16 protein-coding genes are annotated in these 18,256 nt (G+C 52.8%); 3 read left to right on the top strand and 13 right to left on the bottom strand.

The annotated features are described in order from the left end of the window. Nucleotides 1–21 precede the first annotated feature (21 nt). Nucleotides 22–1,917 (bottom strand): PrkA family serine protein kinase, encoded by a 1,896-nt coding sequence (locus tag NYE33_RS30290; protein WP_039304496.1) that lies wholly within the window; start codon nucleotides 1,915–1,917, stop codon nucleotides 22–24. Between the two features lie 170 nt (nucleotides 1,918–2,087). Between NYE33_RS30290 and NYE33_RS30295 the strand changes: the two genes are divergently transcribed. Beyond that, nucleotides 2,088–2,879 carry a DUF2161 family putative PD-(D/E)XK-type phosphodiesterase gene (locus tag NYE33_RS30295; protein ID WP_042135187.1) on the top strand — a complete coding sequence of 264 codons (792 nt, stop codon included), beginning with the start codon at nucleotides 2,088–2,090 and terminating at the stop codon, nucleotides 2,877–2,879. 303 nt (nucleotides 2,880–3,182) lie between these two features. Here NYE33_RS30295 and NYE33_RS30300 read toward each other — a convergent pair whose 3' ends face one another. The 6 genes from NYE33_RS30300 to NYE33_RS30325 form a co-directional block, all read right to left on the bottom strand. Continuing rightward, a complete protein-coding gene (locus NYE33_RS30300) occupies nucleotides 3,183–3,512 on the bottom strand; it encodes a hypothetical protein (RefSeq protein ID WP_179093420.1) in 330 nt (109 codons plus the stop codon). A gap of 118 nt (nucleotides 3,513–3,630) precedes the next feature. Then, entirely contained in the window at nucleotides 3,631–4,464 is an 834-nt protein-coding gene (locus NYE33_RS30305) for a glucose PTS transporter subunit IIA (RefSeq protein WP_341069033.1), read from the bottom strand. Between the two features lie 83 nt (nucleotides 4,465–4,547). After that, entirely contained in the window at nucleotides 4,548–4,694 is a 147-nt protein-coding gene (locus tag NYE33_RS30310; protein WP_156118576.1) for a hypothetical protein, read from the bottom strand. Between the two features lie 36 nt (nucleotides 4,695–4,730). Further along, a complete protein-coding gene (locus NYE33_RS30315; protein ID WP_156118575.1) occupies nucleotides 4,731–5,294 on the bottom strand; it encodes a hypothetical protein in 564 nt (187 codons plus the stop codon). Nucleotides 5,295–5,526: 232 nt separating this feature from the next. Next, nucleotides 5,527–6,744, bottom strand: coding sequence for an aminotransferase-like domain-containing protein (locus NYE33_RS30320; protein WP_042135181.1), 1,218 nt, complete (start codon nucleotides 6,742–6,744; stop codon nucleotides 5,527–5,529). 67 nt (nucleotides 6,745–6,811) lie between these two features. Continuing rightward, a complete protein-coding gene (locus tag NYE33_RS30325; protein ID WP_042135178.1) occupies nucleotides 6,812–7,468 on the bottom strand; it encodes a response regulator transcription factor in 657 nt (218 codons plus the stop codon). A 277-nt stretch (nucleotides 7,469–7,745) separates the two neighbouring features. Between NYE33_RS30325 and NYE33_RS30330 the strand changes: the two genes are divergently transcribed. Both NYE33_RS30330 and NYE33_RS30335 read left to right on the top strand, forming a co-directional pair. After that, nucleotides 7,746–8,153: a hypothetical protein gene (locus NYE33_RS30330; protein ID WP_039303387.1), complete on the top strand. Its 408-nt coding sequence runs from the start codon at nucleotides 7,746–7,748 to the stop codon at nucleotides 8,151–8,153. Next, nucleotides 8,150–9,217, top strand: a complete 1,068-nt coding sequence (locus tag NYE33_RS30335) for a phosphodiester glycosidase family protein (protein ID WP_042135176.1) — start codon at nucleotides 8,150–8,152, stop codon at nucleotides 9,215–9,217. Before NYE33_RS30330 ends, NYE33_RS30335 begins: the two co-directional genes overlap by 4 nt. 306 nt (nucleotides 9,218–9,523) lie before the next feature. On the opposite strand, the gene ltrA is transcribed toward NYE33_RS30335, so the two are convergent. The 6 genes from ltrA to NYE33_RS30365 form a co-directional block, all read right to left on the bottom strand. Then, nucleotides 9,524–10,915: a group II intron reverse transcriptase/maturase gene (ltrA, locus tag NYE33_RS30340; protein WP_081969899.1), complete on the bottom strand. Its 1,392-nt coding sequence runs from the start codon at nucleotides 10,913–10,915 to the stop codon at nucleotides 9,524–9,526. Between the two features lie 542 nt (nucleotides 10,916–11,457). Continuing rightward, nucleotides 11,458–11,712, bottom strand: coding sequence for an AbrB/MazE/SpoVT family DNA-binding domain-containing protein (locus NYE33_RS30345; RefSeq protein ID WP_039303382.1), 255 nt, complete (start codon nucleotides 11,710–11,712; stop codon nucleotides 11,458–11,460). A 174-nt stretch (nucleotides 11,713–11,886) separates the two neighbouring features. After that, nucleotides 11,887–12,351, bottom strand: coding sequence for a tRNA (uridine(34)/cytosine(34)/5-carboxymethylaminomethyluridine(34)-2'-O)-methyltransferase TrmL (gene trmL, locus NYE33_RS30350; RefSeq protein WP_039303379.1), 465 nt, complete (start codon nucleotides 12,349–12,351; stop codon nucleotides 11,887–11,889). 159 nt (nucleotides 12,352–12,510) lie between these two features. Next, nucleotides 12,511–13,602: a 3-phosphoserine/phosphohydroxythreonine transaminase gene (gene serC, locus NYE33_RS30355; protein WP_042140917.1), complete on the bottom strand. Its 1,092-nt coding sequence runs from the start codon at nucleotides 13,600–13,602 to the stop codon at nucleotides 12,511–12,513. Nucleotides 13,603–13,708: 106 nt separating this feature from the next. Further along, nucleotides 13,709–14,593 carry a hypothetical protein gene (locus NYE33_RS30360; RefSeq protein ID WP_076242661.1) on the bottom strand — a complete coding sequence of 295 codons (885 nt, stop codon included), beginning with the start codon at nucleotides 14,591–14,593 and terminating at the stop codon, nucleotides 13,709–13,711. A gap of 241 nt (nucleotides 14,594–14,834) precedes the next feature. Next, the gene (locus NYE33_RS30365; RefSeq protein WP_336102633.1) at nucleotides 14,835–17,579 is read right to left on the bottom strand and encodes a GH36-type glycosyl hydrolase domain-containing protein; all 2,745 of its coding nucleotides are present in this window, start codon (nucleotides 17,577–17,579) and stop codon (nucleotides 14,835–14,837) included. Between the last annotated feature and the right edge of the window lie 677 nt (nucleotides 17,580–18,256).

Below are 18,256 nucleotides of genomic sequence, written 5' to 3' on the forward strand. Positions count from 1 at the left end.
TTCCGGCAAGCTGCGTCCCCGTCAGCGGTTCAGCAGGCTTCCGACATATTTCAGCAGCTCATTGGCGCAGATCGGGCAGTAGTTGTGCTCATCAATCAGGCGGCGGCTGACTTCGTTGATGCGTTTCAGCTGGCTCTCATCCGGCGTTTTGGAGGAGGTGGTGATTTTGACAATATCCTTCAGGTCGGTGAACAGCTTCTTCTCGATCGCTTCCCGCAGCCGGTCATGGTTGTTGTACTCGAACTTCTTGCCTTTGCGGGAATAAGCGGAAATGCGGATCAGGATCTCCTCGCGGAATGCCTTCTTGGCATTCTCGGAAATGCCGATCTGCTCTTCAATGGAGCGCATTAGCCGCTCATCCGGCTCCATCTCCTCATCCGTGAGCGGGTCGCGGATTTTGGACCAGTTGCAGAAGGCTTCGATATTGTCGAGATAGTTCTCGAACAGTGTTTTGGCGGATTCTTCAAAAGAGTACACAAATGCCTTCTGCACTTCGCTTTTGGCGAGAATATCGTATTCCTTGCGGGCAATGGAAATGAAGTTCAGGTAACGCTCGCGTTCCTCCTTCGTAATCGAAGGATGCTGGTCCAGGCCGTCCTTGATCGCCCGCAGCACATCCAATGCGTTCATGCACTGCAGGTCGCCTTTGATCAAAGCGCTGGAGATGCGGTTGATGACATAACGCGGGTCGATGCCGGACATGCCTTCGTCCAGGTACTCGGTCTGCATTTCCTTGAGATCGGCTTCCTTGTAGCCCTCTACCTCTTCGCCGTCGTACATGCGCAGCTTCTTGATCAGGTCCATGCCCTGCTTCTTGCTCTCCTTGAGCCGGGTCAGGATTGAGAAGATCGCCGCCGCCCGCAGCGCATGCGGGGCAATATGCACATGCTTCATATCACTCTGGCCGATGAGCTTGGCGTAGATTTTCTCCTCTTCCGAGACCCGCAGATTATAAGGCACCGGCATGACGATCATGCGCGACTGGAGAGCCTCATTCTTTTTATTGGAAATGAAGGATTTATACTCGGTCTCATTGGTATGGGCAATGATCATCTCATCCGCCGAGATTAACGCGAAGCGCCCGGCCTTGAAATTACCCTCCTGGGTCAGCGACAGCAGATTCCACAGGAATTTCTCATCGCATTTCAGCATTTCCTGGAACTCCATTACCCCGCGGTTAGCCTTGTTCAGCTCCCCGTCGAAGCGGTAGGCGCGCGGATCGGATTCCGAGCCGAATTCCGTGATGGTCGAGAAGTCGATACTGCCCGTCAGGTCGGCAATATCCTGCGACTTCGGATCGGACGGGCTGAAGGTCCCGATACCTACCCGTTCTTCCTCCGACAACAGCACCCGGACAACTCCAACCTGTTCGATATCACTCTGGTATTCATTCTTCAGCCGCATCTGGCAGGATGGGCAGAGGTTGCCTTCGATGCGTACACCCAGCTCCCGCTCGATCTCCGGACGCAGCTCCAGCGGAATCAGATGCAGTGGATCCTCGTGCATCGGGCAGCCCGCGATGGCATATACCGCACCTGCATCCGTACGCGAATATTGCTCCAGTCCGCGTTTGAGCAGGGTGACGAGTGTTGACTTGCCTCCACTGACCGGTCCCATCAGCAGCAGGATCCGTTTGCGCACATCCAGCCTCCGGGCGGCGGAATGGAAATATTCCTCCACCAGCTTCTCCACCGCACGGTCCAGCCCAAAGATTTCCTGTTCAAAAAACTTATACCGTTTACGTCCGTTGATGTCCTCGACGCCGTGTGACTTGATCATGTCGTATACGCGGGAATGAGCCGTTTTTGCGGGAGAGGGATCTAGTCTCAGCAGTTCTATATAGTCCTTGAAAGTGCCGCTCCACGCCAAACGGTCGTTCTCAGCCCGATACGAAGCTATACGCTCAAAAATATCCATGGCTCGCTGCCTCCTCTTGCGCTCCTACTTGCTCCACCAAGCTTAGAAAGTGTATTACATACCTATGCGGCGAGCCCGGAATAGTTGACCTCTTTTTTGCTGTGCTATAATAGAGAATCATGATTTCCCTTAAATAATTATGCTGCATTAAGAGCGCAGGAGTGAGTACAATGGCGATCAAACAGGAAACGGAGCTGTATGCTCCTTTGAAGAGTTTTTTTGAGCGGCAGGGCTATGACATCAAGGGTGAGGTACGGACCTGCGACCTGGTGGGCATCCGGGAAGACGAGGATCAGCCGCTGATCGTGGAGATGAAAAAATCGTTCAACCTCGCCCTGCTGCTGCAGGGGGTGGAACGGCTGCGCCTTAGCCCTAACGTCTATCTCGCCGTGGAACGCGTGCGGGATAAGAAGGGCGCGGTGAACCAGCGCTGGGGCGAGCTCAGCGGGCTGTGCCGCCGGCTCGGACTCGGGCTGATCACCGTCGTCTTCTATAAGACGAAGGCCCCGCTCGTCGAGGTGCTCGCGGAGCCGGGCGAGGCGCCGCCGCGGGCCCGCAGCGCTGTACGCCGCCGCGAGCGCTTGCTCTACGAGTTCCGCGAGCGCAGCGGGGACTACAACACCGGCGGCAGCACGCGCGTCAAGCTCGTGACGGCCTACCGCGAGAAGGCGCTGCGCGTGGCCGCCGCGCTGCAGGCCCTCGAGGCCGAAGCCGCTGCTGGCGCGGCCGGCCTCGCAGACGGGCGCGCCCCGCTGGGCGGCGCGCCTGAGGCTCCGCGCGGCGTGACCCCCGCCGCGCTGCGCAAGCGAAGCGGCGTGCCGGGCGCCGCCGCCTACCTGCAGAAGAACTACTATGCGTGGTTCTTCCGGGTCGGGCGCGGCCGCTACACGCTCACGGCCGCCGGCACTGCAGCGCTGATCGAATACGCCGCGATCGCGGAGATCAGCGCAGGCAAGCTGTAGGCGGCTTGCCCCGCTGGAGCGGGGACTATGGATTCGCGGCTCACCCTCGGCTGGGGAGTCGCGAATCCATGATTACCGCTCCACCCTCCGGCCCCGCCGCAGCAGCGATGCCGTCCTTAGCATCTTGAACAATCCCGGACGGAGCGCCAAGCTCGCGCTTGTATGTCTTCGTCCTAACGCTGCGGCTTTATTCCAGCGCTTCTGCGCCTAGAATTCACGCAGGAAGGCTCATTCCTATTCTACAGCCACCCAACAAGTGGAATAATAGCACTTAACTTCATGACTTTATCCCGTCAGAACGGTTTAGTTGGATAAAAAGCATCTAATTGATCTGATTTCGAATCGAATGGCCGATTCCGAATCAATAGATGTATTATTTCCATTTAAATTCCTGAAATCTCCAGTTTCAGAAGAATTAAATGCTCTTTTTCCACCTATTCCGTGAGGAAGGGCAGAGCAGAATTGGGCAGAGCAAAAAGGCACGCATACGCATACAGATACAAAAGGAGTCATCCCGAACGCAGACCCCCTGCGTGGCGAGACAACTCCTTTTTTCCAACCTAGTTCTTTCACTTGTTCTTGTAATCGTTCTTCTAGTCGTTCTTCCAGTCGTTCTTCCAATCGTTCTTCCATTACTTTCGCGCCAGACTTACAAGTCTCAGCCCTACATCCTCCCACACCTTGCAGTCACACCCGCCTTATGCTTTTGGCTTTTCGGCTATCTAACTTTTCAGCTTTCCAGCTACCGTGCCTAAGCAAGCACCGTATACAGCAGCTCCTTCTCCTTAACAGAGGAGCGGCCGGAAGGCAGGATTGAGTTATACTGCTGGATGTTCGTGATAATGACCGGCGTGATTGTGCTGTAGCCCGCCTTCTCGATCTCAACATGATCGAATTCCATCAGCAGATCGCCGACAGACACCTTGGTTCCAGCGGTAACCTTAGGCGAGAAATATAGTCCCTTCAGCTTCACGGTGTCGATCCCGATGTGGGTCAGCATTTCGGCTCCGCTGTCACTGACCTGACCAATCGCATGGCCGCTCTTCGACAGCGAGAACACCGTTCCGTTGACCGGAGATACCACGCGGCCTTCGGAGGGCTGAATGGCAAAACCCTGACCCATAATTTCTTCGGAGAACGCCGGATCATTCACTTCACTCAGCGGCTTCACTTCACCTGCAATCGGACTGAACACTTCTTCATTAACCATCGTCGGTTCCACCCGCGTTACAGCAGACGTAGCCGTCACGCTTGCTGCTGCCCGAGGTGCTGCTTCCACAACCGGCGCTGCAGCAGCTTCAGGCTCATCTTCAAAGCCCAAAATATAAGTGACGACAGCCGCAACCGCAGCACCAATCGCAAAGCTGATGACCGAATAGACGAAGGTCGCTCCAATAACCATCGGAATCCGGGAGAGCCCGGCAAGTCCGCCGATGACATAAGCTTTGACTTTGAACAAGCTGAGGAACGCACCGCCGACAGCTCCGCCGATCAGGGCAGAGATAAACGATTTCTTAAGACGCCTATTTACGCCATACATAGCAGGCTCTCGAATCCCCATAAAGGCCGTAATACTTGTGGACATGGATAGAACGTCCCCCCAGACCCCAGCAGCGTAGTACCGTTGGATGCAGAATCGCAGCCCCTATTGCTGCAGCAATGTACATATCACTGCCTAGCTTGCGGGCAGCCCGCCCCATCCGGTCCCCACAGCCCTACGATTCTCCCCTTGGGAAGGGCCAGGCTGAGGCCGTCCAGTGCAACCTTCCTTCTGTATCCTTTGGCCAAATTGCTGCACTCCAGTATGTTCTCCATTACATCACTCCTGCTCATCGGAAACTTACAGGTGTGTTATTTCTGCTGGAGCAGAATCATTGATTTCGCTGCATCCTCAAAATCCTTCCGGTCAAACATTCTGGCTGAGAAGATTTCAAAATGGGTGTTATCTATTTCACCATACAGATATTCCACCGTACTTTCCTCCTCGCTAATCCACTTTCCTTCCAATTGCGGGGACAGCTGCACCTTGGTAACCATTCTATTTCCGCCCCCAGGCTCCAGCTCCTCCATAGATTCAGTAATCGCCATCCGGATGAAATGAAGGGTCAACCGGTTTCCGTCCACCTTGGCCTCTTCAAAATAATCATCCGGACCGCCGCCAATCTCAGGAATATATACGTTCGCCAAGCCTGCTTTTTGCGCCGCTTCCCGGATCTCCTGGAGCTGATTCCGGCTGTAGTGCAGCTTGTTGACCGGTTCCTCACATACAGGAGTATCTAAAGCCGTAAGGCCCGTTGCCCCTTTGCCAGCAGCAGGTCCTGCGGCTTCAGCGGTTTCGGTGGGTACAGCCGCATCCGGTGGTTCCGGATTACTGCTGCATCCTCCCATTAGCAATACTGCAATGCAAGCTGCCAACCTATATGTTTTGTTTATTTTCATTCTCTTTCAGCTCCGGTTCCTTGGGTTTGGAATAAATTTGACACTCAGCCCAAGTATAGTTCCTTCTACAACACGATAAGTTTCATATTTTTCCGATTCTAAAGACATCTTTGTAAATTCAGTTCAAAAAAAGAAGGACAACCGCCCGCCATTCCATGGCAAGCAGTCATCCTTCTTCTATATCATGCTCCGGTTATTCCCGTCACTCTCAGCTCCGCGCCGTAAACTCCGATACCGCTTCACTCATCAGATTCATGCCCAGCAGCAGCTCATCCCGGCCGGGGTGGCTGAAGTTAAGCCGGATCCGGTCCGAGCCTCCGCTTACACTGCAGAGCGGTCCGGGCAGAAAGGCTACGCCTTTAGCCAATGAGGCACGCAGCAGTGCCATGGCATCCAGCCCCTCCGGCAGCGTCACCCAGAGGAACATCCCGCCAACCGGCATATCATACACGCTGCTTTTCCAGGCCGGGCGTTTCAGAAGCTCGGCCATCAGCTTCAGGCGGGTATTGTATTCCCGGTTCAGCAGGGTGATATGCTCCCGCAGATCAAAGGCGCTTACACTAAGCAGATGATGCAGCAGCCGCTGGTTCAGCGAGCTGGACTGCCAGTCCGCCATCTGCTTCGCAGCGGTCATCATCCCGATCAGCTCGCGGCTTCCCGCCGCCCAGCCCGTCCGCAGCGCCGGCGCAACCGTTTTGCTGAATGAACCGATATACAGCACATGCCCGCCCTCGCTGACATTCTCCAGCGCGTAGAGGGAAGGGTATCTCAGGGAAGGATGCTCATCATATCGCTGGAAATGCAGATCACCGTAAGAATCATCCTCTATAATCAGCACGTTATGCGAGGTGCACAGCTCAAGAATTTCCTTGCGCCGTGCAAGGCTCCACAGCACACCGCTCGGATTGGTAAAGCTCGGCGTGGCAAACAGCATTTTGGGCCGGTGCTGGCGGATTCCGCTGCGCAGATGATCGGGCAGCAGGCCGTCCTTATCCCCCTGCACCGGAATGATCACGGCACCCTGCATCCGCAGCGCCTGCAGAATGCCCGGAGAGGTCGGATTCTCGACCAGCACCCGGTCACCGGGATCTATATAGACTCTGGCCAGCAAATCGATGGCCTGTTGGCTTCCCGTTGTCAGAAGAACTCCGCCTTCGGCCACATTTACCCCTTTGCCTCCCAGCCAATCTCCGGTAAGCCACTCCCGCAGCGGGCCATAGCCCTCGGGATCGCCGTACTGCAGAGCTCCGGCATCTGCCGATATCACCGTCGACGCCGCTTCAGACAGCAGCGGCAACGGGAATAACTCCTCCGCCGGCAGCTCTTCCGCCAGCGAGATCAGCGTGCCGCGCCGCGTCTGTTTACGGATGCTCAGCAGTGGTGATGACAACAACGTATGTGCGCGCGCAGAGAATTCATACTTCATACGCTCCCCCCTTTACTCTGGTTTAAGAATATTCCAGCCCGGACGGCATTATGTCGTTATACGGGGATCAGGCGTAGATTTGCTTGTTCTGTCTTGAGAATAGGGCGAATTTCTCAATCGCCTGTGCCCTCGTAGATACTTCCAGCTTAACATAAATCTTGCGCAGATAGTTATCGATCGAGCGGCGGCTGACTTCAATCTCCAGGGCGATCTTATCGTATGTAATTCCTTGCACAATGCGTTCCATAATAAACATCTCTGTCTGTGTCAGCTGCATTACAGCATCCAGTCCTCTGGAAGAGGTCACCGGACGTAACCCCTTCTCAATCCATTCGAGCGGAATGGAGAGGAAGCCTTCACGGATTCCGCTAATCATCTGCAGCAGCTGATTCGGAGTCGCCCCTTTGGACAGCACTCCGCTGGCCCCAAGCTCAATCAGCGGCTGAAACATATCTTTATCATTCTCTTCGGTCATAATTATAAAATGGGAGCTCTGTGAGCTCTTCTTCATCTCTGGCAGAACATCCTCTACCGTTCCTTCCGGCATTTGATAATCGCTGAGTACCAGGTCCGGCCCGGTATCGCGCACCATGGAAACGCATTCGCTCCAGGTGGAATACATACCTGCAACCTCCAGCTCTCCCCCTTCTTCCAGAATCAATTTTGTTCCCAACATACTTGTGGGATGACATCCCACGATGACCACCCGCCAGACTTTCATCAATGCCCAGACCTCCTGCTATCTATATAATTTACCAGAATGGAAAGCGCGATAAGCGTTTCCGGTTAACACGCAAGCAAGGAACTATGATGTCTTGTCTGTTCTTCCTACTTTTACCTTGAATACGCCCCTCAGATATTCCAATCTATAGAAATTGTATCGCAGTAGTTTAACAGGATGCAATTACTTTTTCTTGTTTTCACAAGCTCTTTCACTTTTGCGAAAATAGTAAAAGTCTGATAGAATGGGGACTTGAAAAAAAATGGCTTGAGGTGATGAAATGCAACCGCTAGCGGAATCGACCCGGGTACACTCGCGCCGGAGCGCAGAGAGAAGCGGACCTTCCGTAAAATGGTTTCTACTGTTCTGGATTTTGATGATTGCACTCGGCGTTTATGCCGTGTACAGCTACACGAACCATCTGAAAGATCAGGTGCTGAGCGAGCTTGGATCACAAAGCCAGCAGCAGCTTACCGTTTTGAAGACCGATTACGAATCCAAGATCGCCGTCCTGACCGAACAGGTGAAGGAACTGCAGAGCACGGTGCAGACCTTTAATGAATTATTGACCTTCACCAAAGATAACGCCAGCAACAAGACGGACAACAGCAACAAACTGTATACACAATTAAGCGAGGTCAAGAAACAGCTGGATGCGCTTAAGAAAGAGATGGATCTGCTCAAATGATGACTCCTGTCAAAAGAGTAAACCGCTTCTTCATGCTCCTGACCGCGCCGCTCTTCGGACTGCTGCTCTGCCTGTGGCTGTATCAGCCGCCGCTCGACCTCAAGCTCGATACCGGACCCTTTACTGCTGTCTCCGGCCCTGTTAGTGAGACCGCTAAGCTTAAGCAGGATCTGGCCGTAGCCAAGAGGTATGCGTCTTACACCATCGATTCGATCAGCGCCAGTGCCCTGCTGTACAAGCAGACCACGAACGCCATGAATGCGCTGGTCAGTACGGCCGCAGCCCAGACCTCCCGCCCGGAGCGGATCTACAATAACAGGATTACCTCCCGGCTGGGCATACCTGCCGATGTAATTACCAGTGACCGGATTACTATTGAATTGTACCGGCTGAACCCCGGAAACTATAAAGCATACGCGTTAAAGATCAGGCTGAAGGATCCTGCCGCCATGAAGATGAGTCTGGCCGGTGACGGCACTGGCGCATCCGAGACCACCATGCAGGCCGTGAACCGCTATGGTGCATCCGCAGGCATCAACGCCGGCGGGTTCGCCGATCAGAACGGCAAGCGTTATCCGCTGTCTACAACCATTGTCGGCGGCCAGTATTTGTATGGCTTCGAACCCAGCTACAAGGATCTCAGCTTCGTCGGCCTGAATAAGTCCGGGCAGCTGATCGGCGGCAAGTTCAGCAGCCGGGCACAGCTGGATCAGCTGGAGCCCGTTTTTGGCGCCACCTTCGTCCCGGTTCTGCTGAAGAATCACACCAAGACTGTGATTCCGCAGAAATGGCAACTCACTCCTAAGCGTGCACCGCGCACCGTGATCGGCAACTTCAAGGATGATCAGCTGCTCATTCTGGTGGCCGACGGTTATGACGAGAACGGCAATTCCGGGGCTACTCTGGCAGAGCTTCAGGACAAGCTGTATAACCTTGGCGTCATTGATGCCTACAATCTCGATGGAGGCGGATCTTCCTCGCTGATCTTCCGGGGGAAGGTCATCAATAACCCTTCTGACGGCAATTTGCGGCGTGTACCGACGAACTTCCTGTTCTTCAAGTAAGTAGCTGGAGTTCGTCAATGCCATAAATCACATTTTCATTTATTTTTGCGGAATGAAAGCGTATAATCAGATTAACGAATAACAGTCACTAACGGAGGTGCACAGCATGTCGTTCTCCCTGACTTTTTGGATCGTGACCCTGGTTTTTCTGCTGTTTCTGGCCGGCATCCTTACTTCTTCCTACAACGACGACAAGACCAAGGGCTTATAAGAGTCCGCTGAGCGTTATCGAGTAGGAGGGGGCGGCAAGCCCCCGTCCTCTCACACCACCGTACATGCGGGTCCGCATACGGCGGTTCCAAAAGGTTAACAAAGTTCCAGATAGCGTGAAAGTAAACTCTTCAGCCCTTTTGCTTCCCAATAGGAAGTCGAAAGGGCGTTATTCGTGTTCCGGGACATTTCCCACGCGCCTCGCCGCGAGTTGGCCATCTTAAAACAAGCCCACTTTGGAACCCCGAGTGCTCGAAGCTCGCGGATTCGTGTACGTACTCGTTTCCACTGTTTCCACAGACACATTCGAAGTCTCCTCCGAATCCACTGGTCCAGTGTTTGGAAGTGTGTCTTCGCCGAGGCTAGACGGAAATAACCGAGCCAACCCATCAGATAGCGGTTCAGTCGGTAAATCCTTTCTTCCATGGAAATGGACCAGGTACGTTTCGTTAGCTCTCGAATTCTCCCTTTAAAAGCTGCGAGACTCTTCGGAGCAATCCGAATCGTTGCCTGTTTCTGGCTCAGGAAACTGAATCCTAAGAACTTTCGGTGCCAAGGTCTCGCTACCGCACTTTTCTCCCCGTTTACTTTCAGTTTTAGCTTTCCTTCTACAAACCGACTTACCGATTCCATGACACGCTCGCCTGCTCGTTTACTCGCCACAAAGATATTACAGTCGTCCGCGTAGCGTACGAATCGCAAACCTCGCCCGGTCAGTTCCTTGTCCAGATCATCCAATAGAATGTTTGCTAGAAGCGGACTAAGCGGACCGCCTTGTGGCGTTCCCTCCCGGCTACGCTCCCATTTTCCATCCACCATAACTCCGGCGTTTAAGTAAGCACGGATTAGCGTCAGCACTCTTTTGTCCTCCACTTTCCGCGCCACTCTTGCCATTAGCATGTCGTGGTTTACCTTGTCAAAGAATTTCTCCAGATCCAAATCCACGACCCATCTGAGGCCGCCTTGGATATATCTTTGGGCTTGTTTAACGGCGTCATGCGCGCTCTTCCCCGGCCGAAAGCCGTAGCTGTACCACGAGAATTGTGCGTCAAAGATCGGGTTCATGACTTGTAAAAGTGCTTGCTGGAGGAAACGGTCCATCACAGTCGGGATGCCTAGCTGCCGTACACCGCCTCCAGGTTTGGGGATTTCCACCCGTTTGACTGGCGCAGGTCTGTAAGTTCCCGTCAGAAGTTCAGTTTTCACCGATGCCCAGTGCGTATTCAGGTAAACTTGTAGATTCGCTACCGTTACACCGTCCACACCGGGCGCTCCTCCATTTTGCACCACTCGTTTGTAAGCGAGTCGAAGGTTATCTCCTTTGAGCATTTGCTCCAGCAAGTTGTTCTGGTCTTCGCGAGAGGAAGGGACGACTTGTGCCGACGAAGAACTCGGCGCTCCGGCATACCCTGACGGCTTCACCGCTTCTCTTTGCCGCAAGCTCCCTTGCGAGATATTCTGCTGTCGTTGCTCTTCATGCGAACGCATCGCTTTCCTCTCTCCTTTCGGTTCAGCCCTTCCGTAAATTGTTGCAACAGCTTACGTACTATGGCTTCTGCTGACTCCTGCCAGTTCAGCGCAGCCTCTCAGCTACGGTTACAAGTTTTTTTTTCTTGCTTATCTGACAGGTCTCCCCAGATAAGAACGTCATCTGTCTGCCCGCGACCACTGGAGTATACCGCGCCAGCCCTTGGCGGCTTTGGATTTCGTCATGTTTAGGTGACTCATCCGACTGACACAGCCTCAAATCCAGTTCGTGTACCTTGGCCCGTGCTTTTGCCTCCGGCTTCCTTCAGATTCCACCTCACGGTGGACACCCTTGCCCTTGGCTAACGGTAGGCGCTCGCCAGCCCCCGTTCGGGACTTTCACCCTAAAGATGACGCCCATGCTGGGCGTACTACAAAAAAAGGAGCACCGCACTGATGTGCGGCGCTCTTTTTGGTGTGAAGAAAAGCCTTACCCAATCAGCAGCCTGTTACAGGACGCCGTTCAGCGCTTCTCCTATGTAGATAGTAATGCTGTTTTGCACTTACGCGTGTCTTGGCAATTGAGTCATTTCCGAAAGGCAGCTTGCACAAATATAACGGTCTTTATATTCGCTTACGCCTTCCATACCTCCGCAAAAGACACACTTCGGACGATAACGCTCCAGAATGATATGATCGCCCTGAACCAGAATTTCTACAGGGTCGCCTTCATTCATTGAATACCTTTTACGCAGGGACTTAGGCAGAACAATTCTACCCAGCTGATCTACTTTACGTACAACGCCAGCAGGTTTCATATCTAACTTACACTCTCCTGTTCAACTGATAATTAGTAGCTGCTAAGATAAACTTAAGAATGAGAACTTTCATTCTTAAGTTCACTTTCTATACTACTTATTTCGGCACTAATTAACTATTTCGTTACTAAAATGTCGAATCCTGCTGAAAAAAATAAAAATTGATGTCAACTTTTAGAAAAGTTGCGGGAAATCCATCTGCCGGAGTGCTTCATAAACAATAATCGCTGCAGAATTAGATAAATTAAGCGATCTTACTGCTTCGCTCATCGGCATGCGCATTCTGGTTTCCTTGCCGGCTTCCAGAATATCTGCCGGCAGTCCCTTGGTTTCCTTGCCGAACACAAAGAAGTCACCATCCTGAAAGGTGAAATCCGTATAACGCTTCTCCGCCTTTGTGGTGGCGTAGAAGAAACGGCCCTCCTTATACTTCTCAAGTACTTCACTGAAGGAATCATGATACTCAATGGTTACCGCATGCCAATAATCGAGTCCGGCACGTTTCAGTGTTGCATCATCTGTACGGAAACCGAGGGGACGCACGAGATGGAGGTGGGTTCCCGTAGCCGCACAGGTGCGGGCAATGTTGCCTGTGTTCGCCGGAATTTCCGGTTCTACGAGCACAATGTGTAATGCCATAATTCGGATGCTTCCTCTCTGTAGGGTCCTAAAGACGTACTTGGCCCTGTAATGAATTCTTGATGATGGTTCCAGGCACAGGCGCAGCCCGGAAATCCTGAGCTGCGGGCAAGAAGAAGACCCTCCACCGCCAGGCGGAAGGTCAGGAGCGTTCTTTCATTAACCTTGAGTTTGCTGGAAATGCTTCATGAAATCGGCAAGTGCCTTAACACTCTCATGAGGAACCGCATTATAGATGGAGGCACGCAAGCCGCCAACGCTGCGGTGGCCTTTGAGGCCAACGAATCCTTCCGCTTCGGAAGCTTTGATGAACTGCTTCTCCAGCTCCTCCGATTGCATCCGGAACGTTACATTCATAATGGAACGGCTGCCTTCTTCCGCAACTCCGCGGTAGAAGCCGTCACTGCCGTCGATATAGTCATAGAGGAGACCTGCTTTATCACGGTTCTTGGCTTCGGTACCGGCAAGCCCGCCCTGTTCCTCAATCCATTTTAACACTTCATTAACCATATATACAGAGAAGGATGGCGGCGTATTGTAGAGAGAGTTGTTCTTATAATGTGTATCATACCGCAGAATCGTCGGAATATTCGCAGGAGAACTGGAAATCAGCTCTTCCTTGGCGATCACTACAGTGACGCCTGAAGGTCCCAGATTCTTTTGCGCACCTGCATAGATCAGACCGAATTTGTTGATGTCGAAGGAACGGCTCAGAATGTCACTGGACATATCTGCGATTAGCGGAATAGAACCGGCATCCGGATACTCTGCGTATTGTGTCCCTTCAATCGTTTCATTCGAGGTAACATGCAGATATGCGGCATTGTCAGCAGCCTTGATGCTGCTAAGCTCCGGAATCGCCAGGAACTTCTTATCCTCTGAGGATGCGGCAACATGCCCGCCGCCTGTCAGCTTGGCTTCCTTCAGGGCCTTGTCCGCCCAGCTTCCTGTCATAACATAGCTGCCGACCTGGCCTGCAGAGATGAAGTTCATCGGAACCATGGCGAACTGTGTGCTTGCTCCGCCTTGAATGAACAATACCTTATAGCCTTGCGGATTGCCGAGGAGCGAAAGCAGGCGTTCCTGAGCTTCATTATGCACAGATTCGTATATAGCCCCGCGGTGCGACATCTCCATAATGGACATTCCGCTCTCCCGGAATTCAACAAACTCCGCTTGTGCACGTTCCAACACTGTAAGCGGCAGTGCCGCCGGACCGGCATTAAAATTGTATGCTCTCTTGCTCAAAATTGCTCCCACCCTTTCTCTCCTATGAATATGGATATCGCTATGATAGCAGATAACATTAAACAGCAGCAAGTATAATTATTCACATAGGAGGTAAGCTAGACAGGCTTCAGGAGGCAAAAAATTGATAGCTGCGCTTCCAACCCTTGCTGTGACGCGGTAAAATGGTGATGTCAATAAAAACTTCGGGAGAAATTACATGTTTCTCCCCCCATAGAATGATCCGTTCCGCCGTGAAATCCCCGCTCTCCCGGATTCCGGCGCCGCTTGGCTTATGGACGAGCTCCCAATAATGATCAGCCGCCGCGTTCTCCCAGCCCTCCAGCCGGCAATAGAAGGGACGGTCCGGCGCTTCCTTCCATGTAAGACTGTTACCGGACACGCTTAGCAAATTGTCCGTATATGAGGATTCCGGCGCTTCAATCCGGAGTTTGCCCGGCAGCCTCAGCTCATATTCCCCCCCGACAGCCGCGCCGTTGATTCCGACAAAGTTATGAATATATTCCTCTATGCGCAGCGGCTTGTCCCCTACATTCTCAATCCCGTAGGCAATATCCAGCCGGTCCTCATTCAGCGTAATCGTCTTAGTCAGCCGCATACTGTAGCCCCGGCATTCCATCGGCTGGACGGTGTAAGTGACCGAATGCCTGCTGAGCTCTTGATTTATGGTGAAGGGAATAAGCGGATACTTCCCGAAAAAATCGTATGCTTCATCGCTCTGCTTCTGCAGCAGCCCGACCCCGGGCTTCGGGAACCACTCACCGGCAGCGGCATCCTCATAGCCGATTGCCCGGGAAATGGCGAACTCATTGCACAGGCCTATGCCTCCGCTGCCCTGTCCCGGAACCAGACTCTCCGGCACACAAAAGGTATGCCCCCCCTGCTCCAGAGTCACTCCTGTAATAAAACCGCTCCAATCAAACCGGGTGCCGCTATATGCTCCCGGCTCTGCTATCTCCACTGTAAGTATTCCGTTTGATAGAATATGTGCCACTTAATGCCCTTCCTTTCTACTTTCTATGTTTGGCCTATGATCGACCTATGCTTAACCTATGGATTCTAAGCTTACCCGTTACTACGGGGAATACACAAGCTTCCGGCTGCAATTTCCTGCCGGTTTCCTGAAATTACGCTCTTGTCCGCAGCTACTGCACCGTTTATAGGGCATCTCATATGAAAACGCCCGCTCCCGGCGGACCGGCAGAGCAGGCGTCTTAAATTCCTATCGTCCGGCGTTACGCCAGTTCAACCTCCAGCAGATGGACTTGGCCTTCAGGCAGGGCGCTCAGCAGGCTACGCGAGATCACAACCCCTTCTGAGACGCGCTGAAGCGTTACCTCAGCCCCGTTCAGCTTCACAGCATGTATTTGGTACTCTCCGTATTCAGCGCTTCCTGAAGCCGTATAGACGACTTTCAGCTCGCGTCCGGCAAAGATAGTTTTGATAGAAGCACGGCCTTCGGCATCAAACTGTTCTTTAACCAGCTTCGGCTGCAGCAGCAGATCGCCCAGCTTGCCTTTGACACCAAACACCTCTGTGACCATTGTCAGCAGCATCCAGCTTGCCGAACCGGTCAGATACGTATACATCCCTCTGCCCTGCTCATTGATATATTCCGGGATACCGGGGTACATCCGGCTGACTTCAAAGTCCGCGCTCAGGCTGTACAGCGAATCGAGTACTTTACGGCCTTCTTTAACAAATCCGCGTTTATACAGCGCGTTTCCGTACATTACAGTCATGTGGCTGAACATGGCTCCATTCTCTTTATGGCCAAAGGCAAAGCCGAACGCACGGCCCAGATTCTGCTGAATGCCCCCGAAGTTGCTGTTCAGCCGGTAGCCGATTTTGTCATCGAACAGATTGCGCTCCACCGCCGAGACAATGCTTGCAATCTGTTCCGGTGCAGCAGCATGACCCAGCAGCGGGAAGACCTGCCCGGTCAGCGTCATACGGGTACCTTCAGCGAACTCACCCTCCACACGCTCCCCGTCATTATTATAATAGCCGTTGAACCAGCCGTCGCCATGCCCGCTTGCTACCCATTCATTGCGGCGCAGGTGATCGAAGATCCATTCCGCTTTGCGGGCCAGATCCGCCGCAACCTGCTCCAGTTTCAGCTGGGTACGGATTCCGCTAACCTTATTCGGTGCTGCGGCATAGTAGCGGTCCAGCAGCCCGTGTTTGGCAGGGATAGATTCATAATCAATAGATTCGCCAAGCGAATCCAGCAGCAGCTTCATTTCTTCCGCGAGTTCCAGGGTGTCTCCCCCGGTACGTTCCTTAAGCGTGATCAGCAGCCGGGAGAGATCCAGCAGATTGCTGGCATAGAAGGCGGTGAAGGTTACACTCTCACCCCGCTGGGCGGCCATATCCAGGCCGTCATTCCAGTCTGCGCCTTCAAGCAGAATATTGTTATGCTCACCCACATTGAAGAATGGAACCAGGTTCTGCAGCAGGATATGCTCCAGAATGGTGCCTGTATACACTTCACCTGCTGCAGTCCGCAGGCTGCTGCCGGCTCCGGGCTCCCAGGACGTATCGCGTTCCTTGCAGCGGCTCATGAAGGAATCCCGGAAATAGGACTGCTCCTGCAGCAGGAAGTCGAGATCACCGCTCTGATCGAGGTACAGCATCGTAGTAAGGAACGGCCATGCGCCGTGATCCATCCAGACGCGGGGAATATTATTACGGTCCGCTATGAATTCACCAGGCTGCTGCCCGATAATCGTTGCATTACTGCCGTCGATTCTGACACCGGCATAATTGTTCAGCAGCAGGCTGCGCACATCAGCAGGCTCCATGATCAGCAGAGCGAGACAGTCCTGCCAGAGATCACGCCAGCCGCGGCCGCCCCTTCCATAGTCATGATAAGGCAGGAAGGAGTTGCCGTACAGTCTGCGCAGCACGGGCTGCAGAGTAACCCATTTCATCCATTCATCAGCCGCATGATCTCCCGTATGGAACTCTACCGTATTCACTTTTTCTGCCCAGAAGGTCTTATTCTCCTCCAGTAGCGCATCAAAAGCAGCGGTTGAGCCATACTTGGCCATCAAAGCCGGCACGCCGATTCTGTCATTCTCAATCGCAAGTACAACTACATAGGAATGGCTCTGTCCTGGAGCTAGTGTAATCTCGGCAAAACGCAGTCCGCCAAGCGCTTCATACCCTTCCTTGTGTATTCCGCCCCCTTCACCAATCTCCGGAGCCAGATTGCGCACCACCGCTTCCGGCCAGTCCAGGCTTCCGCCTTCACCGATGAACTCCTCCTGCACCGGGAAGAAGCCAACCGGCTGTGCTCCGCCTTCCGCAGCACCAAATACCCCGTAAGAGGTATGATTCACCCGGTGTCCGCGTTCGTCGAAGGAAAGTGCCGGCTGTACCTCCACTCCGTAAGCGGAAGTATAAGTCCGGTTCAGCAGCGAAGTAACATGACGGTGATCCCGCAGATCATCTGCAGAACGCGCATACAGCGGAATGGCAGCCGTTGGAGTCAGCGTGAGCTCCTTCGTGCCGCTGTTTGTCAGCACAACCTTCATCAGCTCTACTTTGTCATTGCCGCAGGGTACGAAGCTCGTGATCTGTGCTCCTACCCCCAGCTCCTTATTGCCCCGGGTCACTTTATGCCATAACAGTCCGGCTTCCAGCAGAGATTCATCAGCACCCTCGCCATATACTGCGGCATTCTGCCGGGCGGAGTCTCCCGTAGCTGACCATGCGCCTTGTCCTTCGATATATACCCAGAAATTGCGGGAAGCGCGGGAATTATGCAGATCCTCCACAGAGAGCGGCGGAGTAAGGAATGTATTATGACCTGAAGTCACCTGACCATGCAGCTTCGGGCTGACCGAGGACATCATGCCCCCCTCATTCACCAGCGGAAAATATAAAAAACTGCTCCGGTCCGGCTGCTCCAGTCTGAAATCCCCATTATTGCCGGTGAAGCTCCAGCCTGATTTTATCTTGTGATCGTGATTCACTGTATTCATCCTCTCTCTACTACAAAGATAGATTGCATTTTAATGGAACTTTCCGAAATCGGTTTCGTTTTTCATTATTGCATCGTTATAAATCTTTGTAAAGTTTTTTTTCATGTTCTTTGATGTGCAAAATTGTTACCATAAAAGCTGATATTACAGCCTTTATTTGAATCCCACTATTCACGAAACCACTTTCGTTATCGGTCTTATATTTTATATAAATCTGACTTAAACATAGTACAAACACGCCTGAAATTTTACACATCTAAAATACATACAAAATGTAAGCGCTATATATAATCTAGTTGAGATTTTATAGGATATATTCTATTAAATAACACGAAAAATCACGAAATCACGACCACTCATAAGACCATGCCGGACTGGGATCTCCACGCTCCCTAAGTTAGTGAGCTGGAATGAGAATCCGTTATTTGAACAAATCCGGGGGATTCACGGTCAAACGGACTCAGATTCGCTTAAATTAGCATCTCCTCCTCCTTTCAGTCACGAATGAACAACATAACGGAATCTCTGTCCGTTTGGGCCCCGTTAGGTGGCTTTTTGACGAAATAGCGTCCTCTCAGTCCGCGTTAGTTCATTGATGATCCTCCGCCCCGGCCCGATCAGCAACCCAGTTTTTGCAGCAACCCGCCTTTGCAACCGCCCTGTTTCCG

The organism is Paenibacillus sp. FSL R10-2199 (assembly GCF_038000235.1).
In the GTDB taxonomy this organism is placed as follows: domain Bacteria; phylum Bacillota; class Bacilli; order Paenibacillales; family Paenibacillaceae; genus Paenibacillus_AQ; species Paenibacillus_AQ phytohabitans.